Origin of the sequence: Nocardia sp. NPDC020380 (genome assembly GCF_044386975.1) — a bacterium.
Lineage (GTDB): Bacteria > Actinomycetota > Actinomycetes > Mycobacteriales > Mycobacteriaceae > Nocardia.
The window spans coordinates 225164-240363 of record NZ_JBIRVQ010000011.1; the positions used below are offsets into that span (position 1 = coordinate 225164).

At 69.9% G+C, this 15200-nt stretch carries 14 protein-coding genes; 3 read left to right on the forward strand and 11 right to left on the reverse strand.

Features of this window, described 5'->3' with window-relative positions; all coding sequences use genetic code 11:
- Positions 1-59 precede the first annotated feature (59 nt).
- The gene (locus ACH438_RS30125; protein WP_397011513.1) at positions 60-623 is read left to right on the forward strand and encodes an LLM class flavin-dependent oxidoreductase; all 564 of its coding nucleotides are present in this window, start codon (positions 60-62) and stop codon (positions 621-623) included.
- 15 nt (positions 624-638) lie between these two features.
- Here the strand turns inward: ACH438_RS30125 and ACH438_RS30130 are convergent, their stop codons facing one another.
- A complete protein-coding gene (locus ACH438_RS30130; RefSeq protein WP_397011255.1) occupies positions 639-3677 on the reverse strand; it encodes an AfsR/SARP family transcriptional regulator in 3039 nt (1012 codons plus the stop codon).
- A 141-nt stretch (positions 3678-3818) separates the two neighbouring features.
- Between ACH438_RS30130 and ACH438_RS30135 the strand changes: the two genes are divergently transcribed.
- Positions 3819-4187 (forward strand): hypothetical protein, encoded by a 369-nt coding sequence (locus tag ACH438_RS30135; RefSeq protein ID WP_397011257.1) that lies wholly within the window; start codon positions 3819-3821, stop codon positions 4185-4187.
- Here the strand turns inward: ACH438_RS30135 and ACH438_RS30140 are convergent.
- From ACH438_RS30140 to ACH438_RS30165, 6 genes are all read right to left on the reverse strand, one after another.
- On the reverse strand, positions 4184-5524 hold the full coding sequence (locus ACH438_RS30140) for a hypothetical protein (RefSeq protein WP_397011259.1): 1341 nt from the start codon (positions 5522-5524) through the stop codon (positions 4184-4186). The two genes, ACH438_RS30135 and ACH438_RS30140, sit on opposite strands and share 4 nt — an antisense overlap.
- A 13-nt stretch (positions 5525-5537) precedes the next feature.
- Positions 5538-6368 carry an ABC transporter permease gene (locus ACH438_RS30145; protein WP_397011261.1) on the reverse strand — a complete coding sequence of 277 codons (831 nt, stop codon included), beginning with the start codon at positions 6366-6368 and terminating at the stop codon, positions 5538-5540.
- Positions 6365-7399 (reverse strand): ATP-binding cassette domain-containing protein, encoded by a 1035-nt coding sequence (locus ACH438_RS30150; RefSeq protein WP_397011264.1) that lies wholly within the window; start codon positions 7397-7399, stop codon positions 6365-6367. Before ACH438_RS30150 ends, ACH438_RS30145 begins: the two co-directional genes overlap by 4 nt.
- Positions 7396-8715, reverse strand: a complete 1320-nt coding sequence (locus ACH438_RS30155; RefSeq protein ID WP_397011266.1) for a glycosyltransferase — start codon at positions 8713-8715, stop codon at positions 7396-7398. Before ACH438_RS30155 ends, ACH438_RS30150 begins: the two co-directional genes overlap by 4 nt.
- 3 nt (positions 8716-8718) lie before the next feature.
- Positions 8719-10443, reverse strand: a complete 1725-nt coding sequence (locus ACH438_RS30160; protein WP_397011268.1) for a condensation domain-containing protein — start codon at positions 10441-10443, stop codon at positions 8719-8721.
- Positions 10444-10567: 124 nt separating this feature from the next.
- Positions 10568-10972, reverse strand: a complete 405-nt coding sequence (locus ACH438_RS30165) for a hypothetical protein (RefSeq protein ID WP_397011270.1) — start codon at positions 10970-10972, stop codon at positions 10568-10570.
- Between the two features lie 316 nt (positions 10973-11288).
- On the opposite strand from ACH438_RS30165, the gene ACH438_RS30170 reads away from it, so the two are divergent.
- Entirely contained in the window at positions 11289-12014 is a 726-nt protein-coding gene (locus tag ACH438_RS30170; RefSeq protein WP_397011272.1) for a Mut7-C RNAse domain-containing protein, read from the forward strand.
- On the opposite strand, the gene ACH438_RS30175 is transcribed toward ACH438_RS30170, so the two are convergent.
- The 4 genes from ACH438_RS30175 to ACH438_RS30190 all read right to left on the reverse strand — a co-directional run bounded on the left by ACH438_RS30175 (position 12011) and on the right by ACH438_RS30190 (position 15200).
- Positions 12011-12523: a MarR family winged helix-turn-helix transcriptional regulator gene (locus ACH438_RS30175; RefSeq protein WP_397011274.1), complete on the reverse strand. Its 513-nt coding sequence runs from the start codon at positions 12521-12523 to the stop codon at positions 12011-12013. The genes ACH438_RS30170 and ACH438_RS30175 overlap by 4 nt on opposite strands.
- A gap of 106 nt (positions 12524-12629) precedes the next feature.
- Positions 12630-13019, reverse strand: coding sequence for a MarR family winged helix-turn-helix transcriptional regulator (locus tag ACH438_RS30180; RefSeq protein ID WP_397011515.1), 390 nt, complete (start codon positions 13017-13019; stop codon positions 12630-12632).
- Between the two features lie 122 nt (positions 13020-13141).
- Positions 13142-14179 (reverse strand): pyridoxal phosphate-dependent aminotransferase, encoded by a 1038-nt coding sequence (locus ACH438_RS30185; protein WP_397011276.1) that lies wholly within the window; start codon positions 14177-14179, stop codon positions 13142-13144.
- Positions 14180-14183: 4 nt separating this feature from the next.
- Positions 14184-15200, reverse strand: a complete 1017-nt coding sequence (locus tag ACH438_RS30190; protein WP_397011278.1) for a 3-oxoacyl-ACP synthase III family protein — start codon at positions 15198-15200, stop codon at positions 14184-14186.

The following is a 15200-nucleotide window of genomic DNA, read 5'->3' on the forward strand; positions in this document are numbered from 1 at the left end:
TTTCGCCCTACCGCAGTTCGGCGGGCACGCACACACCGGCGACCAGGGCCGGATTCGGAATCGGCTGGTCGCCAGAGGAATACGAGGCGGCGGGCATTCCGTTCCGGGATCGCGGTCAGCGCCTGGACGAGACGCTCGATGCGCTGGAAGCCATCTGGACGACGAATCCGGCCGAATACACCGGGACCATGGTGTCGGTGCCCAGGCATCACGCCGGGCTGTCCCCGGTGCAGCGGCCCCGGCCGCCGATTCAGCTGGGGGCCTTCAGCCCGGCCGGACTGGCCCGGGTGGGGCGGCGGGCGGACGGCTGGCTGCCGGTGCTGCTCGTCACCGGTCCACAGCAGCAGGCCTTCCTCCTGCAGCAACAGCACGCCTTCCTGTTACAGCAGCGCGCGCTGGTGGACCGTGCGGCCGAGGCGGCCGGGCGCGATCCGGGCGATATCGAGACGGTGGTGCGGGTCAATGTCACCGGCGGCACCCCGTTGCAGGATGTCGCGGATGCCGTGCGAGGTCTCGGTGCGGAGACGCCCTTCGACTCGGTGTTCATCGACCTGCTCTATGTCACCGAGTCGGCGGACGCGGCCCTCGGCGCCGCGGTGGATCTGCTGAAGCTGTTGCGCTGAAACACCATCCGGAACTCAGCCCGAATAGCGCCCGCCGACCGTCGGTGCGGTAACGCCGAGCTTCTCGTACAGTGCGACGGCTTCCTGTTGCGCCGCGACCGCTTCCGCCGTGCGGCCCAGCGTGTCCAGGACCCGGCTCTGCAGCACCAGGGCCTGTGCGCGATGGCCGGGCCCGCCGTGGTCGGTCAGGGTCCGGACCGCTTCGGCGGCAGCGGATTCGGCGAGATCCAGCCGATCCGCCTGCAGGGCGGACTCGGCCGAGCGCAGCAGGGCGAACCCGAGATACAGGAACCGGCCGTGTCCGCGGGCGGCGCGCACAGCCTTTTCCGCCAGTGCGAGGGCACGCGGGGCATCGCCGTCCCGGACCAGGGCCACCCGGCTGAGTTCCTTCAGGGCAATCGATTCGAAGTCCGGGCGCGGGGTCCCCCCGGCGAGGGCGAGGGCCCGTTCGCCGGCCGCCGCGCACTCGTCCCACTGTCCGGCGTCGGCGCAGAAGACGGCCAGGCCGGCGGTGCTCCGCCCCTCGTTCCACGGGTCGCCCTCGCTACCGAAGGTCCGGGCGGCCGTCCGCAGCTTGCCGATCGCGTCGGCCGGACGGCCGCCGAAATAGTCCGCGAGACCGTCCATCTCCATGCCGACCGCCCAGATCAGCCGGTCTCCCGCGGCGGCCAGATCGGGGAGCGCGAGGCGCAGTACCTCGCGCGCGGCGGTGGGATCGTTGAGGTCCGTGGTCAGCGCCGCGGCCAGCGTCACCCGCACCCGGGACGCCGTGGTCGTATCACCCTGCGCTACAGCGACATCCAGGAGTTCGTAGAGTGATCGCACCAGCTGTGGTGAGTGCGTGCTCGCATCCCGGCGGCTGGCGAGCGCCAGCGCGATCTGGACGCACACCGCGGCCAGTCCCGGCTGATCCGCCGCGACCTGCCGGTTCAGGGCGATGATGCCCGGCTCCTCGGCCCGGATCCAGTCGTACATGCTGGACAAATCATCGAATTGCGCTCCGGGAGAAGCTGTTTCGACGAACAGATCGAGGCGGTGGCCCGGGCATTGCCGCTGCAGAATGTTCTTCGCCGTGGCGAGCAGGTGGTCGGTCAGACGCGGTAGCGCCTGCGCGCGCTCGCCTTCCGGGTCCTCGACCTGAATCGCGAACAGCCGCAGCAGATCGTGGTAGCGGTAGCGACCCGGCCGCGGCGACTCCAGCAGCCCGACATCGATGAGGGCCTCGCACAATTGCTCGGCTTCCGGGACGGTGCGGTCGAGCACGGCGGCCGCGGCGGCCACCGACAGGTCGGGGACGGCGGGGACGGCCAGCAGCCGGAAGGCCCGGGCGAGTGCGGGATCCAGTTGGCGGTAGCCGAATTGGAAGGTCGACTCGACCGCGGAGTTCCCGACCCGCAGTTCACCGAGCCGCCGCCGCTCATCGGCCAGGCGGGTGGCCACCGCGCTGATCGGCCATTGCGGTCGGGCCGCGATCCGGGCGGCGATGATGCGAATCGCCAAGGGCAGCAGCCCGCACGCGGTCACGATCGCGTCCACGGCCTCGGGTTCCGCATCGACCCGCCGGGCCCCGATGATGCTGCGGAACAACTGTTTCGCCTCTTCTGGCCGCAGCAGTTCCAGGGCGGTCACCCAGGCGCCGGGCAGCATGCCGGCGGCCGCATTTCGGCTGGTCACGAGGACCGCACTGCCGGGTGTCGCGGGCAGCAGCGTGGCCAATTGCGCGGCATCCCTGGCATTGTCGAGCACCAGCAGCACCCGTCGGCCGCGCACGGTCTCCCGCAGCAGGGCCGACCGTGCGGCGCCGTCCGGTGGCACCGCGCCCTCCGGAATCCCGAGCCCGCGCAACAGCACGCCGAGCACCTGGTCCGGTTCGGCGGGCCGTTCGTCCGCGCCACCGAGATCCGCGAACCACTGCCCGTCGGGATAGTGCTCGGCCAGCGCATGCGCGACATGCACTGCGAGCGTGGTCTTCCCGGCGCCACCCATCCCGATGACCACCGCGGAGACGGGCGCGGCGGGATCCGGCGTCAAGCACTCCACCAGCTCGGCGACCAGCTCGCCGCGACCGACGAAATCCCCGACATCCACCGGAAGCTGCGCCGGCAGCAGTCCGCGCGCCGTCACCGCTTGCGCGGAGACTGCGATGACCGGCTGCAACAGAACCAGATTCGAGTCTCCCGGGCCGGACGGCACCATGGACGACTGCCGCGCCGACTGATTCGGGCCAGGGGGACGAGTTGAGGCTGCGAGCGGCTGCCGGGCACTAGGATTCGAGTGGGCGGGGCCGGGGAGGTCATCGGTGAGGATGCGCTGGTGCAGTTCGGTCAGGGGGCGGCCGGGCTCGATGCCGAGTTCGTCGATCAGGGTGCGGCGTGCTTCCTGGTAGACAGCCAGGGCTTCGCCGCGGCGGCCCGAGCGGTCGAGGGCCGTCATCAGGAATCCGCGAAGTCGTTCGCGCAGGGGGTATTCGGCGGTGAGAGCGGTCAGTTCGGCGACCAGCGTTTCGGGGCGGTGCAGCTCCAAGGCGTGCTCGAAGCGGGCCTCCAGCAGGGTGATCCGGAGTTCGGTGAGGGCGCGCCGCTGTGATTCCGCGAAAGGGCCGGGCACTCCTATCAGGGGCGCTCCCCGCCAGAGTTCCAACGCCTGGGTCAGCAGCGCCAGTGCCTGCTCGGGGTCATGCGCGGCGGCCGCGTTTTCGGCGGCTGTGGCGAGGCGGCGCGCTCGCTGCACATCGATCGCGTCCGGTTCCAGGCGCAGCCGGTAACCGTCTCCGACCGACAGCAGCACGGCGGGTCGCGTGCGCATTCCGCGATCCGGTTCCAGCAGCTTGCGCAGCAGCAGGACGTGGGTGCGCAGGGAGTGGGTCGCCTGCCGCGGCAATTCCTCGCCCCACACCGCGTCGACGAGTTCGGCGGCGCTCAGCGGGCGGCCGTCGGTGAGCGCGAGCGCGGCCAGTACCGCCTGGGTGCGCGGGCGGCCGATGGTGGTCTGTGCGCCGGCCTGCCACAGCGTCATCGACCCCAGCACCGTGATCCGCACTCCAGGGTCTGTCATGTAGCAGATCATCCCCGGGTGGCCCGCGGGGCGGCCAGACGGCCCCTCCCGATCACGGCCCGCCACAATGTGTCGTAGATCACTCCAGCGCCGGAGGCTGCCCGCCTCCTAGTGTCGAATCCGAGCGAAGAGGAGACAGCCATGAAAATCATCGGCCTGGAAGAACACCTCGTGACCGACCGGATCGCCGACGCCTGGCAGGCGGCGGCCGGGACCGCGCCGGACGATCCGGCCCTGCAGTTCGCCCTGCGCGGGCCTTCCCCGTCGGGGTTGCTGGATCTCGGCGACGAGCGGCTGAAGGCCATGGACGAGGTGGGCATGGACGTCCAGGTCCTGTCCCTGACCACCCCGGGACTGCAGCGCCTGACACCGGCCGCGGCCGTGCCGTTGCAGACGGAACTTCCTCGAACAGGCCGATCTCACCGACGCCGAGCGCGAGCAGATCGGCTCGGGCAACTGGGAGCGCTTGTGCGCGAACATTCGCCGGTAACTGCGCACGGAACGCCCTAACTCCAGAAGGTCGGGTGCAGGCCCCAGGCCGCGAATTCCTTTGCCACGTAGTCGTGCAGGGCGGCGCGGGTCGGGAAGCGGTCGGGGTCGGCGCCGGTGATGGCGAGGGTCACCGTCTCGCCGTCACTGGACCAGGACAGGTTCAGGCCGACCTCGAGCCGGCGGAACATATCGGTCTCGCGGGTGCACACGATCGGCCGCATGAGGACCGAACGGGCGAGATAGCCGCCGATGGTGGCCACGGCCTGGCCGGTCTCACCGAGGTTGGTGCACAGGCATTCCGGCGCCTTCGCGGTGCGCGAGAAGTAACCGAGCACCGCCCGGGGCAGCATCATCTGCACGGGCTGCAGGTGTTGCAGCGCCGGTGTGGTGGCCGGATCGGCGTAGGCCTTACCGGCCTCCTTGATGGCGGCCCGCACGTGCGCGAGATCGGTGAGTTCGCCCGCGCGGTAGGGCACGGCGATGGGCAGGCCGGTGGTGGCATTGGCGCGGGGATCCTCGGGCTTCCGCATGGAGTGCGGAATGTCCACGCGCACAACGGTTTCCTCGCCGAGGCGGCCGGTGCGGCCGAGCAGGCCGACGGCGACGCCGACCATGAGCCCGTTCGCGGTGCCCTGATGGGCGGCGGCCACCGCCTTCCATTCGGCCAGCTCCACCTCCACGACCGCGACGGCGGCCGTGTACTGATCGGGCAGGTCCAGTCGCGGTTCCTCCGGGCGCGGATTGCGCTCGGGCTCGTGCACGCCGCGGGCGGCGATGGCGGCCCGGATGCCCCGGGCGGCGGCACGCAACTGACCGAGTGCGTCGGCGAAATGATCCCGGCGCGAAGCGGTTCCGTTGTCGCCCGCTACGAGCCGTCCCGAGCTCGCCGGGATCGATACCGGTGCATCGGAATCCAGCCGCTCCAGTGCGTCGCCGACCGCGAACAGCACCGCGCCACCGTCGGCGCCGACGTGCGAGGTGACCAGGGACAGCAGCATGCCGCCGTCCGCGGTCGGTGCGGCGGACAGTCGCCACACCCGGCCGGTGCGCGGATCGAAGTCGACCCGGCTCTGCGCGAAATACCAGTCCAGGACGCCGCTTTCGGGTACCGGCGCGGTCTCGATGGTGAGCGGATGGGATTCCGCGGCCACCGTCCACCACGGCCGGGCGATGGGCACCGCCGTGCTGCGGACCCGACGGGCCAGGAAGCCGTGCGCGAGGTGGGCGTGGAAGCGTTCCAGCACCTCGGGATGCACGGGTTCGTCGAAACGCCAGGCCAATTGATTGACCAAGGCATTGCCATAGAGGTCGTGCAGTTTGAGGAAGAGGTCGTCGTCCGCGGTGAGGCGATTCATGGGGATCCTCCGGTTATCGGGTGCGCAGCACGCGAACGGTCAAGGGCGCGAACACGACGGCCACGATCACGCCGGCCACCACCGACCAGAGCAGATCGCTGCCCGCGTGACCGGAATCGGCGAGCGTGCGCACGGCCGCCACCAGATGCGAGACCGGGTTGTAGTCGGAGACGTGCCGCAGCCAGGTCGGCATGGCGGCGACCGGGACCAGGGCATTGGAGGCGAAGCTGAGGAAGGTCAGCACCAGCATGGACATGCCCTGTACGGCCGCGGGCCGCGCCACCGTGACGCCGATGAAGGCGAAGAGCCAGCTCATGGCCGTGGTCGCCAGCACCACCAGCAACGCGCCGGCCAGCAGCCCGAACGGATGATCCGGCCGATAACCCATACCGAAACCGACGATGAGCACCATGACGGCGGCGATCACGTATCTCGTCGCCCCTGCGGCCAATGCGCCCGCCACCGGTGCGAAACGCGAGATCGGCATGGACACGAACCGGTCGAAGACACCCGAGTGGATGTCCTCGGACAGCTGCACACCGGTGGCCACCGAGGAGGTGAGCACGATCTGCACCAACACGCCCGGCACCAGGGTGGGCAGGTAGTTGTGCAGGCTGCCCGCGATGGCGGTGCCGAACACATTGCCGAACAGCAGCGGTCCCACGATCGGCAGCAGCACGGCATCGTAGAGCAGCTGCGGGCTGTGCCGGAAGGTGAGCATGCCGCGCTTGGCCATGATCAGCGACTGCCACAGTGCGGCAGCCAATCCCACGTGCAGGACGGTGGGCTCCCGGACGACGCGCGGGGCGTGGACGCGCACGGGTGTTTCGGTCAGAACGGTCATGATGCGGACCCCCGGGTGACGGCAGGCGAGGTGGCCGCGGACGACGCTGTGGCAGCCGGTTGGCGAGTGAGAGCGAGGAAGACCGAGTTCAGATCGGGCCGGTCCACGGCGAAGCCGCGCAACCGGATACCGCTGGTGCGGCAGGCCGCGATCACCTCGGCGGCGAGATCGGTGTCGGACAAGGGAACCGTGAGCGTGTCGGGCGTATCCCCGTGCAGCGGAGTGATTCCGGTGATCCGTTCGACGGCCGCATCGGCCAGCGGGCGCTGCCCGGCATCGGCGAGATCGATGCGCAGCATCTCCTCACCGATGGACGACTTCAGTTCGCCCGCCGTGCCTTCGGCGACCACCGTGCCGTGATCGATGACCGCGATGCGATCGGCCAGCGCGTCGGCCTCCTCCAGATACTGGGTGGTGAGCAGGATGGTGGCGCCGCGATCGACGAGTCCGCGCACCACCGACCACATGCGTTCCCGGGTGTGCGGGTCGAGGCCGGTGGTGGGTTCGTCCAGGAAGATCAAGGGCGGCACCGTGATCAGCGTCGCGGCCAGGTCCAGGCGGCGGCGCATGCCGCCGGAGAAGGTGCTCACCCGCCGGGTCGCGGCGCCGGTGAGCTCGAATTCCTCCAGCAGTTCGGTGGCGCGGCGGGCGGCGGCGCGGTGGGTCAGGCCGAGCAGCTGCCCGAACAGGCGCAGGTTCTCCACCGCGGTGAGGTTCTCGTCGACGGCGGCGTACTGGCCGGTGAGCCCGATCATGGAGCGGACCGCGGTGGCGTCGCGGACGATGTCGTAGCCGAAGACGCTGGCGCTGCCGCGATCCGGGCGCAGCAGGGTGGCCAGCATGCGCACGGTGGTGGTCTTGCCCGCACCGTTCGGGCCGAGCAGGGCGAAGACCGTGCCGGCCTCGACCTCCAGGTCGACGGCGTCGACCGCGGTCATGCCGCCGAAGGTCTTGCCCAGACCGCGGGTCTCGATGGCGAGTTCCGGTCTCTCCACGATGATCTCGAGCTGCGGCTCGCTGGTTCCGGTCATTGGGGGCTACCTCCGAACAGTGTCGGTCCGGTGGCCGTGCCCGAGTGATCGGGTCGTTCGGCCACGGGGACCATGGATTCGACGACATCGGCGGCCCGGCTCACGCCGTCGTCCCGGAACCGCATGCCGTACGCCGCCGCCCGCATGACGGTGGCCGGCTCGGTGGCGCGGGTCAGCGCGTGTTCGAGGCGGTCGGCGGTGAGATCGGTGAAGGGCAGGGTCGCGCCCAGGCCCAGAGTTTCGAGCTGGCGGCCCCAATAGGGCTGATCGGCCTGCACGGCGCAGATCACCGAGGGCACGCCGGCGCGCAGGGCGGCGGCCGTGGTGCCGGCGCCGCCGTGATGCACGGCGGCCGCGCAACGCGGCAGCACCGACGTGTGGTCGACGTAGCGCACGACGGCCACCTCCGGGCTGAAACCCTGCCGGAACATGCTGCCGGACAACAACAATCGCATGCTCAGGTGCCGGCAGACGGCGCGGATCGTGCGCTCCAGGCCCTCCGGATCCGGGATCTGCATCGATCCGAATCCGACGTATACGGGTGCGGGGCCCGCGGACAACCAGGCATCGAGCACACCGCTCGCGGCCGGGTGGCCCGCGATCGGGTTGCTCGCGACCGGGTTGTGCGCGGGTTCGGAATCCTCTGGTACGACGGGGAATCCGGTGACTGGCGCTCCCCCGAGCTCCAGTTCCAGTCCCGGGAACAATTCTCCGTCGTAGGCCTGGATCCGGACGCGCTCGCCCGGCGCCTCGTACCGTGCGGGCGCCTCGGCCCGGAGTTCCGCGAGGGCCGGTTCCAGCGCGCGGGCCCGCACCCAGGCCAGGGCCCGCCAGGCCAGGCGATTGAGCGAACCGGGAATCCGATGCCCCCAGGCCGCGGGCACCACCGGCACCGCGCGGCTGGGCGCGATGGGGAAGAAATGCATCGCCGCGAGGGGTACGCCACGCTGCGCAGCCACCTCGGCGGCGAGCTCCTCACAGGCCATGCCCGTGACGAGAACCTGTGCGTCCGTGGCGATATCGAGCAGGTCCCGCCCGGCCTCCGGCACGCCGCGCCGCTGCAGATCCAGCAGCGCCCGCACCCGCAGGTACGGATTCAGGCTGGCGAAGCGGGTGTCGTCGAGCTGGGCGCGCAACAACACCTCGCTGTCCACCCCGAACGGTGCGGCCGAAATACCGTGGTGCTCGGCGAATTCCACCAGGTTCGGCGAGACGGCCAGCGTCACCCGATGACCGCGCGCGGCCAGTTCCCGCGCGAGCAGGATGCCCGGCTGCGCGTCACCCCGGCTGCCGGCGAAGGCGAGCAGGACCCGCATGACTCACCTCCCCGTCGAGGCGACTAGTTCCGGCGTGCCCGCCGCGGCCGCGGCGGGCACGCCCTCGGCCTGCGCTGCCGCAACGCTGCCCTGCGCTGCCGCAACGCCTCCCGCCGCGATATCGGCCAGCTGCGGCTCACTGCCCGAGAGCACAGCGGGCGCGGTACCGCGGGCCGCGGCGGGTGCGGCGGTCTGCGGGCCCGCGGCGGCGCCACCAGAGTGCGGTTCAGCGGCCGGGGGCGGGGTGGAGGGGCCGGCGGGGACCGCGTCGCGCAGCATGTCGAGCACGGCGCCGTGCGGTACTTCCGGGCCGGCGGCCAGGAGTTCGGCGGCGTCCTGCGGGGCGGCGGGCTCCACCTCGCGGGCGAATTCGCGCATGGCGCGGGCGAATTCGGCCAGGAAGCGGTCCATTTCCTCGACCGGGAAGGTGGCGGGGAAACGGGTGGAGAGGCGCAGGCCGTCGGCGCCGCGCACGACCCAGAAGAACACCTCGTCGCCGGAGTAGCACTCGGCGCGCAGGGTGTGGCCGCGCAGGGATTCGACCAGCTCGTAGTCCGGCAGTACCCGGATGTCGAGGAAGGAGATGCCGAAGCGCGGACGATCGTTGCAGCCCAGCAGTTCCAGGGCGCGGGTCCAGGTGGTCTCGTTGCCGGCGCGGGAGCGGCGCAGGGCGTTGCGGGTGGATTCCAGCCCGGTGTCGAGGTCCAGGTCGGGCGCGAGGGTGATGTCGATGGGCACCACGTTCACGAACCAGCCCATGGATTCCAGCCACTTCAGATCCGGCCGGGTGGAGATGGGCATGATGGCCCGCATGGAGATGTAGCCGAAGCTGCGGCGGTAGGCGACGGCCAGGGCGGTGAACACCGCGACGGTCAGCCGGTGGCCGCGCGCGGTGACGCCCGCTTCCACGGCTTCGAGCTCGCTGAGCGACAACAGCTTCCGGGAGATGCTGGTCTGCGCGGTCTCGGAGTGGGTGGCGCTGCCAGGGGTGATGGCGGGTTCGAACCGCGGCAGCATGCCGCCGGAGCCGTCCAGGAACCGCCGCCACAGCTGGACGCCGTCGCACTGCGCGGTCAGCGCCGCCGCGGCGTTCCGCTCGTAGGCGGCGAAATCGGCCGAGCTGCCGAAGGTCACGGATTCGCGGGCCGGTTCACCGGCGACCACGGACCGGTAGAGCGCGCGCAGTTCCAGGATGACGATGGCCTGCGAGTAGGCGTCCATGACGGAGTGGTCCGCGGCCACCAGCACCGTGAAACCGGAGTCGCCGTGGTCCACGGTGGCCAGCAGGCAGTGCGGCCAGATCAGCGGCGAGAGCCGCAATTCCAGTGCGTCCGTGAGGTATTCGTTGACGGCTTCCGGGGCGGTGAGGCCGGGGACGGGCTCGTCGGTGATGGTGACGGCGTCCGGGGCGCAGACCAGGCGCTGCGGTTCGGCCACATCGTGGCGGCCGAGGGTGGTGCGCAGGCCCTCGTGGCGCGCGTGCCACAGCCGCACGGTCTCGCGCCAGTGCTCGGCGTCGAGGGGCGCGTCCATTTCGAAGATGGTGCCGATCCAGCGGCCGCGGCCGGGGCGCGGATCGGCGGAATCGGTTTCCTTGCAGTGCCGCACGTGCACGCTCGCGAGCGGCCGCTCGTCGGTGGTCCAGTCGTGCCCAGGTTCGAGTTCCGCGCGCCACAGCGTCAGAGTGCCGGGGCGGATAGCGAATTCGGACAGGTGGGTGTATTCCATGGCTATTCCCTCATCGAATTTCGAATCATGCCTCAGATTACGTTTTTATCTCGCGGAGAAATCAGAACGAGCAAAACGTTCGTTTCGCGCGAATCGTCGGCACGACAGGAGAATTGAACGTTCTTTACTTCGACCCTGCGGAGCCACTGCCGGCCGCCGCACTACCGCTGCCCAGCGCCTGCGCCGCGGTACCACCTGCCTGTGCCGAGCCACTGGCCGCGCCACTTCCGGTACCGAGAATGCTCAGTACCGAGCCCGGACCGGGGAAGAGTCCGGCCACGGAACCGGCGGCAGCGCTGCCGGTCCCCAGTGCGCCGACCAGTCCCGCGGCGGTCGAGCTGCCCGTGCCGAGTGCGGCACTACCCGACCCGAGCTGCGGCAATACCGTGTTGGCGGGGGCAGAGCTCGCATCGGCGGGAGGCGTCGCATCGCCTCCCGCCGGAGCGGCGGCAGCCAGGCCGGGCGCGATGAGCGGTGCGGCTAAACTCGCGAAAACGATGGCCGCACGCGCGAATCCGGGTACGTACATGGCCCGATTCCTTTCAAACCTTCATCAGGACGAGCACGCCGAATGAAAGCGCGAACTCGTTTGGTCGCAGGCCGGGAGTGCGGCGGCGACTTTGCCGAGAATGGCACCCGACGGAAAGACCTCATCGTCCATCGGTAGTCGGATTCAACCTGCCTGCACAGAAAATCACCAGCTGGCAGTATTCGCAACCTTCAAACTCGCAAACATTTGGTTAACGCGCTGTTCGCACGCCTTTCATGTGCTCCACGCCACTGCGTCAACGAATTCCGACGTTCATTCACTTTTCGTGCATTCTGATTTCGGCGATACTGTCCGCGTGCACACAGGGGAGATCACGGTCGCGTTCGCGCCCGAACTGCGGGTGTTCGTGGCCCAGCGGGCCGCCGAGCCGATTCGCATCGATGGCGTTTCCACGCTCGGCCATGTGGTGGAGTCACTCGGCGTACCGCTGACCGAGGTGGGGGAACTGACAGTGGACGGCCGCCGGGTGCGGCCGTCACATATACCGGCGGACCGCGAGTCCGTGGCCGTGGCGGCGGTGACCCGGCCGGTGCTCTCCGCGCAGCCGGTGCGCTTCCTGCTCGACATCCATCTCGGCACGCTCACCCGGCGGCTGCGGCTGCTCGGTATCGATGCCGCCTACGAGAATCCCGATATCGGTGACGCCGCGCTGGCGACCCGCTCGGCGGCCGAGCAGCGGGTGTTGCTGTCCCGGGACCGCGGCTTGCTGCGCCGCCGCGAAATCTACTCCGGCGCATATGTTTACAGCCACAAGCCGGCCGAGCAGCTGGACGACATTCTCTCTCGTTTCGCGCCGCCGCTGGACCCGTGGACCCGCTGCACCTCCTGCAACGGCGCCCTGCACCCGGCCGATCCGGAATCGGTGCGCGCGCAGCTGCCCGACAGCACGGGCCGCACCTACGACACCTTCGCGCGCTGCGCCGACTGCGGGCAGACGTATTGGAAGGGCGCGCATCATGCGCGGCTGGACGCCATCGTGGCCGAGGCGCTCGCGAAGTATCCGGACCCGCTCGCCCGCTAGAGCTGGTAGTCCTCGATGTCCATGCCGGCGTGCGGTTCGTTGCCGGCGGCGCTGAACGCGTTCAGGGCGCGGATCAGGCCGGCCCGGTCCTCGTCCGGCATGCGCTGCACGACCGCGGCGATCTCCTCGCGCCGGCGCTCGATCACGGCCTCCGCGACTTCGCGCCCGTGCCCGTTCAATTCGACGATGAGCTCCCGGCGCGAGTTCGGATTCTGCTGCCGGTCGATGAGACCGGCCGCGACCAGGCGATCGACCATGCGGGTGGCCGTGGAGGGCTGCACGTTCAGCAGCCCGGCCAGGCTGGCCACATTGGACGAGCCGCGGGTGTACAGGATCATCAGCGTCCGGAACTGCGGGAGGGTGATGGTCTCGTCCACACGCGCGAGCGAGCGCGCCGAGAGCGCCACCAACAGCCGGGAGGCGGTCAGCAGCGCATCGGTGAATGCGTCGACGGATTCCGCCGTCTCGCTACGGCGCATGGGCTCAGCCGTGTCGCTGCGGCGCATCATGGCCGTCCTCCGTGGATTCGCGTGGTCTGTCCGAAAAACTGTCGGCATACATCCTGCCGTCTGACGCCGCCGCTGTATGCAGCCGGGCCGATACAGCGGCGGACGCTCAGCGGAGGCGTGCGGTGGCCGCGGCCTGATCGAGGCGGAGGCCGAGCGCCTTCACCTGATCACGCAGCGCCTCGATCTCCTCGATCGGGACACCCACCAGGTCGAGGACCGTGTGGATCATGTCCTGTGCCGCGTGCTGCAGTTCCCGGCTCGCCTCGGTGGCGTGCAGGACGACGGCCCGGCCGTCGTTCGGACTGCGTACGCTCTCGACCAGGCCCCGCGTCTGCAGACGCTGGACCAGCGGGGACACCGTGCCGTAGTCGAGGTGAATCTGCTCACCCAGTTCCTTCATGGTGATGCCGGGATGCTCCCACAGCGCCAGCAGCACCAGGTACTGCGGATACGTGAGGTGCATATCGTCCAGGAACGGCCGGTATGCGGCGGTCATGGACCGAGACGTGGAGTACAGCGCGAAACACAACTGCGCATTGAGCGACAGCAGTCCGTAGTCGATCTCCTCGTCCGCTCCGGCCCGGTGCCCTTCGGGTGCGGAAGGCGGATTTTCTTGCATTACTGCACTGTACTGCGCACGGCATGGAGCACCGCGTCGGTGGCATCCCGATCGCCGACGGTGATCCGGATACCGGTCGGATAGCTCTTGACGTGAATGTGGGCGTCGGCCAACGCCGCTCCCACCCGATCGATATCGGGCGCGGGCAGGGTCAGGTAGGCGAAGTTGGCGTAGCTCTCCGGCACCCGCATCCCCAGCTCGCGCAGTCCGGCGGTGAGGCGGTGCCGGTGCGCGCCGATCATGGCGATCCGGCCCGCGATCTCCGGCTCGGCCTGATAGCAGGCGCGCACGGCGACCTCGGCGAGCGTGCTCATGCCGAACGGCAATTGGCGGCGGGCGACGCGGCCGATCACGCCGGCCGAGCCGACCGCGTAGCCGACCCGCAGCGCCGCCAGCCCGTATGCCTTCGAGAAGGTGTGCAGGACAACCAGATTCGCGTGCCGGCGGATCAGCTCCAGGGCGTCGATGCGATCGGCGGCAGGCACGAAGTCCACGTAGGCCTCGTCCAGCACCACCACGACATCCCGCGGCACCTGCCGCAGGAAATCCTCGAATTCCCCTGGCGCGAGCCGGGTTCCGGTCGGATTGTGCGGGCTGCACAAGACGACGAGCCGGGTCCGCTCGGTGACGGCCGCGGCAATGGCGCGCAGGTCCTGGCGGCCGTCGGCGGTGAGCGGCACCGTCACGGGATCGCCTCCGGCCATGGCCGTGAGGATCGGGTAGCCGTCGAAGGTCGGCGTCGCCATGACGACCTGTGCTCCGGCGGAACCGAATTCCTGGACCAGATGCAGGATGACGCCGGTGGCGCCCGCCCCTACCACGACGTGATCGGCCGGGACGCCGAGCCGTTCGGCAATGAGCCGCGGCAGCCGCTCCGGCAGGAATTCGGGGTACCGGTTGGCCGAGGCCAGTGCCCGGCTCAGCGCCTCCTGCACGGATACCGGTGGGCCGTAGGGGATCTCGTTGAGCTGGAGTCGATGCCCCGGCCCGGTGAGCGCCGCGGCGCTCACCCTGGGGAGTGCGGCCGTACTCGACATGGTCTCAGCGCCCGCCCCAGCGCACGGCCGCCGCGGCGGCGAAATCGCCGGCATGCGCGAAACCGGCGAACATCACCACGGATCCGGCCGGGACGCGGCCCTCGTCCACGGCGCGGTCGAAGGTGACGGGCATGCCCGCGGCGAACAGGTTGCCGCAGTCGTCGAAGGTGTCGGGATGCCGGTCGACGGGCAGCTGCAGGGCGTCACGCCAGTTGCGCAGGAAGGCGCGGTTGGGCTGGTTGGTGATCAGCAGATCCAGCTCGTCGGACTTCACGCCGATGCGCTTGCACACCGCCTGCGCGACCTCGGGCACCAGTTTGTTGCCGCGGCCGAGCACCTTGGCGATCTTGGATTCGGTGAAACCGACATGCATCTGGCCGGCGCCGGCCTCCCAATAGCGGCGCGGCGGATCGGCGACGGCCGTCATCTGCCCGGCGAATTCCGGCAGATGCCGGGCTTCGATATCCAGGATGGGTGAGACATCGGACTTCACCAGCAGGCCCGCGCCCGCGCCGTCGCCGGGAATGGCGGCCTGCGGCTTACCGCGCACCTGCTCCTGGGTGAAGATCTGACCGGCGGCGTTCTGCACGGTCACCACCAGGGCCGACCTCGCCGAGGTGCCGAGCAGCAGCTGCCGGGCCAGTTTCATGCTGTGCACGAAGGCGGCGCAGCCACCGTTGTGCAGATCGATCAGCCACTCCGGCGCGATGCCGAGCCGGGCCGCGACCTCACCGCCGTTGCCGACCACCGGCGTCTCCGGCAGCTGGGTGTGCACGATGAGAATGTCGATGTCCTGCAAGATATTCCGGCCCTGTCGGTCCAGAATCGGCGCCACCGCACGCTCTGCCATATCGGCGACCGTCTCGCCGACGGCGGCGTGGTGGCGGAACTTGGGGGCCTTGAACATGACGTTCGAGGTGACGTCCTCGGGATCGGCGTACTGCGCGAAATAGTCTGCGGGGACGATGTTTTCGGGTAGATACCCGGCGACGTCCACCAGGCTGACGGTGTCGATGCTCAT

Bases quoted from the DNA above. Each gene is read 5' to 3' on its own strand.
- ACH438_RS30135 (WP_397011257.1), top strand. From the start codon at position 3,819: ATGAAAATCATCGGCCTGGAAGAACACCTCGTGACCGACCGGATCGCC.
- ACH438_RS30190 (WP_397011278.1), bottom strand. From the start codon at position 15,200: ATGAGCATCGACACCGTCAGCCTGGTGGACGTCGCCGGGTATCTACCC.
- ACH438_RS30180 (WP_397011515.1), bottom strand. From the start codon at position 13,019: ATGACCGCCGCATACCGGCCGTTCCTGGACGATATGCACCTCACGTAT.
- ACH438_RS30175 (WP_397011274.1), bottom strand. From the start codon at position 12,523: ATGATGCGCCGCAGCGACACGGCTGAGCCCATGCGCCGTAGCGAGACG.
- ACH438_RS30140 (WP_397011259.1), bottom strand. From the start codon at position 5,524: ATGAATCGCCTCACCGCGGACGACGACCTCTTCCTCAAACTGCACGAC.
- ACH438_RS30155 (WP_397011266.1), bottom strand. From the start codon at position 8,715: ATGCGGGTCCTGCTCGCCTTCGCCGGCAGCCGGGGTGACGCGCAGCCG.
- ACH438_RS30165 (WP_397011270.1), bottom strand. From the start codon at position 10,972: ATGTACGTACCCGGATTCGCGCGTGCGGCCATCGTTTTCGCGAGTTTA.
- ACH438_RS30130 (WP_397011255.1), bottom strand. From the start codon at position 3,677: ATGACAGACCCTGGAGTGCGGATCACGGTGCTGGGGTCGATGACGCTG.
- ACH438_RS30185 (WP_397011276.1), bottom strand. From the start codon at position 14,179: ATGTCGAGTACGGCCGCACTCCCCAGGGTGAGCGCCGCGGCGCTCACC.
- ACH438_RS30145 (WP_397011261.1), bottom strand. From the start codon at position 6,368: ATGACCGTTCTGACCGAAACACCCGTGCGCGTCCACGCCCCGCGCGTC.
- ACH438_RS30160 (WP_397011268.1), bottom strand. From the start codon at position 10,443: ATGGAATACACCCACCTGTCCGAATTCGCTATCCGCCCCGGCACTCTG.
- ACH438_RS30150 (WP_397011264.1), bottom strand. From the start codon at position 7,399: ATGACCGGAACCAGCGAGCCGCAGCTCGAGATCATCGTGGAGAGACCG.